This is a genomic window from Photobacterium malacitanum (assembly GCF_900185615.1).
GTDB lineage: Bacteria > Pseudomonadota > Gammaproteobacteria > Enterobacterales > Vibrionaceae > Photobacterium > Photobacterium malacitanum.
The window spans coordinates 1-5,513 of the sequence record NZ_FYAK01000023.1; the positions used below are offsets into that span (position 1 = coordinate 1).

The 5,513-nt window shown below is 44.8% G+C and carries 9 protein-coding genes; all 9 read right to left on the reverse strand.

The features are described from left to right. Window positions 1-809: replication endonuclease (locus PMAL9190_RS20555; RefSeq protein WP_200813449.1), on the reverse strand; the 809-nt coding region annotated here is incomplete at its 3' end. Between the two features lie 63 nt (window positions 810-872). After that, entirely contained in the window at window positions 873-1,859 is a 987-nt protein-coding gene (locus tag PMAL9190_RS20560; RefSeq protein ID WP_000466547.1) for a Minor spike protein, read from the reverse strand. A gap of 8 nt (window positions 1,860-1,867) precedes the next feature. Then, a complete protein-coding gene (locus tag PMAL9190_RS20565) occupies window positions 1,868-2,395 on the reverse strand; it encodes a hypothetical protein (RefSeq protein WP_000487867.1) in 528 nt (175 codons plus the stop codon). A 110-nt stretch (window positions 2,396-2,505) separates the two neighbouring features. Continuing rightward, window positions 2,506-3,789 carry a major capsid protein gene (locus PMAL9190_RS20570; protein WP_000065572.1) on the reverse strand — a complete coding sequence of 428 codons (1,284 nt, stop codon included), beginning with the start codon at window positions 3,787-3,789 and terminating at the stop codon, window positions 2,506-2,508. A gap of 36 nt (window positions 3,790-3,825) precedes the next feature. Beyond that, window positions 3,826-3,942: a phage DNA packaging protein J gene (locus tag PMAL9190_RS20575; RefSeq protein WP_000033471.1), complete on the reverse strand. Its 117-nt coding sequence runs from the start codon at window positions 3,940-3,942 to the stop codon at window positions 3,826-3,828. Next, window positions 3,942-4,400, reverse strand: a complete 459-nt coding sequence (locus PMAL9190_RS20580; RefSeq protein ID WP_000084700.1) for a scaffolding protein D — start codon at window positions 4,398-4,400, stop codon at window positions 3,942-3,944. The genes PMAL9190_RS20575 and PMAL9190_RS20580 overlap by 1 nt, the downstream gene beginning before the upstream one ends. Continuing rightward, on the reverse strand, window positions 4,397-4,636 hold the full coding sequence (locus tag PMAL9190_RS20585; RefSeq protein ID WP_016670801.1) for a phage DNA packaging protein C: 240 nt from the start codon (window positions 4,634-4,636) through the stop codon (window positions 4,397-4,399). The genes PMAL9190_RS20580 and PMAL9190_RS20585 overlap by 4 nt, the downstream gene beginning before the upstream one ends. Further along, a complete protein-coding gene (locus PMAL9190_RS20590; protein WP_435988044.1) occupies window positions 4,569-4,721 on the reverse strand; it encodes a hypothetical protein in 153 nt (50 codons plus the stop codon). The genes PMAL9190_RS20585 and PMAL9190_RS20590 overlap by 68 nt, the downstream gene beginning before the upstream one ends. Further along, on the reverse strand, window positions 4,654-5,513 hold an 860-nt coding region (locus PMAL9190_RS20595), incomplete at its 5' end, for a replication endonuclease (RefSeq protein ID WP_087846950.1). The genes PMAL9190_RS20590 and PMAL9190_RS20595, both read right to left, overlap by 68 nt.

Sequence of the window (5,513 nt, forward strand, 5' to 3'; positions counted from 1 at the left end):
ATAAAGTGCACCGCATGGAAATGAAGACGGCCATTAGCTGTACCATACTCAGGCACACAAAAATACTGATAGCAGTCGGCGTGTGAATCATTAGCCTTGCGACCCTCGGCAGCAAGAACCATACGACCAATATCACGAAAATAGTCACGCAAAGCATTGGGATTATCATAAAACGCCTCTAATCGGTCGTCAGCCAACGTGAGAGTGTCAAAAACGATAAACCAACCATCAGCATGAGCCTGTCGCATTGCATTCATCAAACGCTGAATAGCAAAGCCTCTACGCGATTTCATAGTGGAGGCCTCCAGCAATCTTGAACACTCATCCTTAATACCTTTCTTTTTGGGGTAATTATACTCATCGCGAATATCCTTAAGAGGGCGTTCAGCAGCCAGCTTGCGGCAAAACTGCGTAACCGTCTTCTCGTTCTCTAAAAACCATTTTTCGTCCCCTTCGGGGCGGTGGTCTATAGTGTTATTAATATCAAGTTGGGGGAGCACATTGTAGCATTGTGCCAATTCATCCATTAACTTCTCAGTAACAGATACAAACTCATCACGAACGTCAGAAGCAGCCTTATGGCCGTCAACATACATATCACCATTATCGAACTCAACGCCCTGCATACGAAAAGACAGAATCTCTTCCAAGAGCTTGATGCGGTTATCCATCTGCTTATGGAAGCCAAGCATTGGGGATTGAGAAAGAGTAGAAATGCCACAAGCCTCAATAGCAGGTTTAAGAGCCTCGATACGCTCAAAGTCAAAATAATCAGCGTGACATTCAGAAGGGTAATAAGAACGAACCATAAAAAAGCCTCCAAGATTTGGAGGCATGAAAACATACAATTGGGAGGGTGTCAATCCTGACGGTTATTTCCTAGACAAATTAGAGCCAATACCATCAGCTTTACCGTCTTTCCAGAAATTGTTCCAAGTATCGGCAACAGCTTTATCAATACCATGAAAAATATCAACCACACCAGAAGCAGCATCAGTGACGACATTAGAAATATCCTTTGCAGTAGCGCCAATATGAGAAGAGCCATACCGCTGATTCTGCGTTTGCTGATGAACTAAGTCAACCTCAGCACTAACCTTGCGAGTCATTTCTTTGATTTGGTCATTGGTAAAATACTGACCAGCCGTTTGAGCTTGAGTAAGCATTTGGCGCATAATCTCGGAAACCTGCTGTTGCTTGGAAAGATTGGTGTTTTCCATAATAGACGCAACGCGAGCAGTAGACTCCTTCTGTTGATAAGCAAGCATCTCATTTTGTGCATATACCTGGTCTTTCGTATTCTGGCGTGAAGTCGCCGACTGAATGCCAGCAATCTCTTTTTGAGTCTCATTTTGCATCTCGGCAATCTCTTTCTGATTGTCCAGTTGCATTTTAGTAAGCTCTTTTTGATTCTCAAATCCGGCGTCAACCATACCAGCAGAGGAAGCATCAGCACCAGCACGCTCCCAAGCATTAAGCTCAGGAAATGCAGCAGCAAGATAATCACGAGTATCCTTTCCTTTATCAGCGGCAGACTTGCCACCAAGTCCAACCAAATCAAGCAACTTATCAGAAACGGCAGAAGTGCCAGCCTGCAACGTACCTTCAAGAAGTCCTTTACCAGCTTTAGCCATAGCACCAGAAACAAAACTAGGGACGGCCTCATCAGGGTTAGGAACATTAGAGCCTTGAATGGCAGATTTAATACCAGCATCACCCATGCCTACAGTATTGTTATCGGTAGCAAGCACATCACCTTGAATGCCACCGGAGGCGGCTTTTTGACCGCCTCCAAACAATTTAGACATGGCGCCACCAGCAAGAGCAGAAGCAATACCGCCAGCAATAGCACCAAACATAAATCACCTCACTTAAGTGGCTGGAGACAAATAATCTCTTTAATAACCTGATTCAGCGAAACCAATCCGCGGCATTTAGTAGCGGTAAAGTTAGACCAAACCATGAAACCAACATAAACATTATTGCCCGGCGTACGGGGAAGGACGTCAATAGTCACACAGTCCTTGACGGTATAATAACCACCATCATGGCGACCATCCAAAGGATAAACATCATAGGCAGTCGGGAGGGTAGTCGGAACCGAAGAAGACTCAAAGCGAACCAAACAGGCAAAAAATTTAGGGTCGGCATCAAAAGCAATATCAGCACCAACAGAAACAACCTGATTAGCGGCGTTGACAGATGTATCCATCTGAATGCAATGAAGAAAACCACCATTACCAGCATTAACCGTCAAACTATCAAAATATAACGTTGACGATGTAGCTTTAGGTGTCTGTAAAACAGGTGCCGAAGAAGCTGGAGTAACAGAAGTGAGAACCAGCTTATCAGAAAAAAAGTTTGAATTATGGCGAGAAATAAAAGTCTGAAACATGATTAAACTCCTAAGCAGAAAACCTACCGCGCTTCGCTTGGTCAACCCCTCAGCGGCAAAAATTAAAATTTTTACCGCTTCGGCGTTATAACCTCACACTCAATCTTTTATCACGAAGTCATGATTGAATCGCGAGTGGTCGGCAGATTGCGATAAACGGTCACATTAAATTTAACCTGACTATTCCACTGCAACAACTGAACGGACTGGAAACACTGGTCATAATCATGGTGGCGAATAAGTACGCGTTCTTGCAAATCACCAGAAGGCGGTTCCTGAATGAATGGGAAGCCTTCAAGAAGGTGATAAGCAGGAGAAACATACGAAGGCGCATAACGATACCACTGACCCTCAGCAATCTTAAACTTCTTAGACGAATCACCAGAACGGAAAACATCCTTCATAGAAATTTCACGCGGCGGCAAGTTGCCATACAAAACAGGGTCGCCAGCAATATCGGTATAAGTCAAAGCACCTTTAGCGTTAAGGTACTGAATCTCTTTAGTCGCAGTAGGCGGAAAACGAACAAGCGCAAGAGTAAACATAGTGCCATGCTCAGGAACAAAGAAACGCGGCACAGAATGTTTATAGGTCTGTTGAACACGACCAGAAAACTGGCCTAACGACGTTTGGTCAGTTCCATCAACATCATAGCCAGATGCCCAGAGATTAGAGCGCATGACAAGTAAAGGACGGTTGTCAGCGTCATAAGAGGTTTTACCTCCAAATGAAGAAATAACATCATGGTAACGCTGCATGAAGTAATCACGTTCTTGGTCAGTATGCAAATTAGCATAAGCAGCTTGCAGACCCATAATGTCAATAGATGTGGTAGAAGTCGTCATTTGGCGAGAAAGCTCAGTCTCAGGAGGAAGCGGAGCAGTCCAAATGTTTTTGAGATGGCAGCAACGGAAACCATAACGAGCATCATCTTGATTAAGCTCATTAGGGTTAGCCTCGGTACGGTCAGGCATCCACGGCGCTTTAAAATAGTTGTTATAGATATTCAAATAACCCTGAAACAAATGCTTAGGGATTTTATTGGTATCAGGGTTAATCGTGCCAAGAAAAGCGGCATGGTCAATATAACCAGTAGTGTTAACAGTCGGGAGAGGAGTGGCATTAACACCATCCTTCATGAACTTAATCCACTGTTCACCATAAACGTGACGATGAGGGACATAAAAAGTAAAAATGTCTACAGTAGAGTCAATAGCAAGGCCACGACGCAATGGAGAAAGACGGAGAGCGCCAACGGCGTCCATCTCGAAGGAGTCGCCAGCGATAACCGGAGTAGTTGAAATGGTAATAAGACGACCAATCTGACCAGCAAGGAAGCCAAGATGGGAAAGGTCATGCGGCATACGCTCGGCGCCAGTTTGAATATTAGACATAATTTATCCTCAAGTAAGGGGCCGAAGCCCCTGCAATTAAAATTGTTGACCACCTACATACCAAAGACGAGCGCCTTTACGCTTGCCTTTAGTACCTCGCAACGGCTGCGGACGACCAGGGCGAGCGCCAGAACGTTTTTTACCTTTAGACATTACATCACTCCTTCTGCACGTAATTTTTGACGCACGTTTTCTTCTGCGTCAGTAAGAACGTCAGTGTTTCCTGCGCGTACACGCAAGGTAAACGCGAACAATTCAGCGGCTTTAACCGGACGCTCGACGCCATTAATAATGTTTTCCGTAAATTCAGCGCCTTCCATGATGAGACAGGCCGTTTGAATGTTGACGGGATGAACATAATAAGCAATGACGGCAGCAATAAACTCAACAGGAGCAGGAAAGCGAGGGTATCCTACAAAGTCCAGCGTACCATAAACGCAAGCCTCAACGCAGCGACGAGCACGAGAGCGGTCAGTAGCAATCCAAACTTTGTTACTCGTCAGAAAATCGAAATCATCTTCGGTTAAATCCAAAACGGCAGAAGCCTGAATGAGCTTAATAGAGGCCAAAGCGGTCTGGAAACGTACGGATTGTTCAGTAACTTGACTCATGATTTCTTACCTATTAGTGGTTGAACAGCATCGGACTCAGATAGTAATCCACGCTCTTTTAAAATGTCAACAAGAGAATCTCTACCATGAACAAAATGTGACTCATATCTAAACCAGTCCTTGACGAACGTGCCAAGCATATTAAGCCACTTCTCCTCATCCAACGCGTCAGTTTTTGACAGAATCGTTAGTTGATGGCGAAAGGTCGCAAAGTAAGAGCTTCTCGAGCTGCGCAAGGATAGGTCGAATTTTCTCATTTTCCGCCAGCAGTCCACTTCGATTTAATTCGTAAACAAGCAGTAGTAATTCCTGCTTTATCAAGATAATTTTTCGACTCATCAGAAATATCCGAAAGTGTTAACTTCTGCGTCATGGAAGCGATAAAACTCTGCAGGTTGGATACGCCAATCATTTTTATCGAAGCGCGCATAAATTTGAGCAGATTTGTCGTCACAGGTTGCGCCGCCAAAACGTCGGCTACAGTAACTTTTCCCAGCCTCAATCTCATCTCTCTTTTTGCGTTCTGCTTCAATATCTGGTTGAACGGCGTCGCGTCGTAACCCAGCTTGGTAAGTTGGATTAAGCACTCCGTGGACAGATTTGTCATTGTGAGCATTTTCATCCCGAAGTTGCGGCTCATTCTGATTCTGAACAGCTTCTTGGGAAGTAGCGACAGCTTGGTTTTTAGTGAGTTGTTCCATTCTTTAGCTCCTAGACCTTTAGCAGCAAGGTCCATATCTGACTTTTTGTTAACGTATTTAGCCACATAGAAACCAACAGCCATATAACTGGTAGCTTTAAGCGGCTCACCTTTAGCATCAACAGGCCACAACCAACCAGAACGTGAAAAAGCGTCCTGCGTGTAGCGAACTGCGATGGGCATACTGTAACCATAAGGCCACGTATTTTGCAAGCTATTTAACTGGCGGCGATTGCGTACCCGACGACCAAAATTAGGGTCAACGCTACCTGTAGGAAGTGTCCGCATAAAGTGCACCGCATGGAAATGAAGACGGCCATTAGCTGTACCATACTCAGGCACACAAAAATACTGATAGCAGTCGGCGTGTGAATCATTAGCCTTGCGACCCTCGGCAGCAAGAACCATACGAC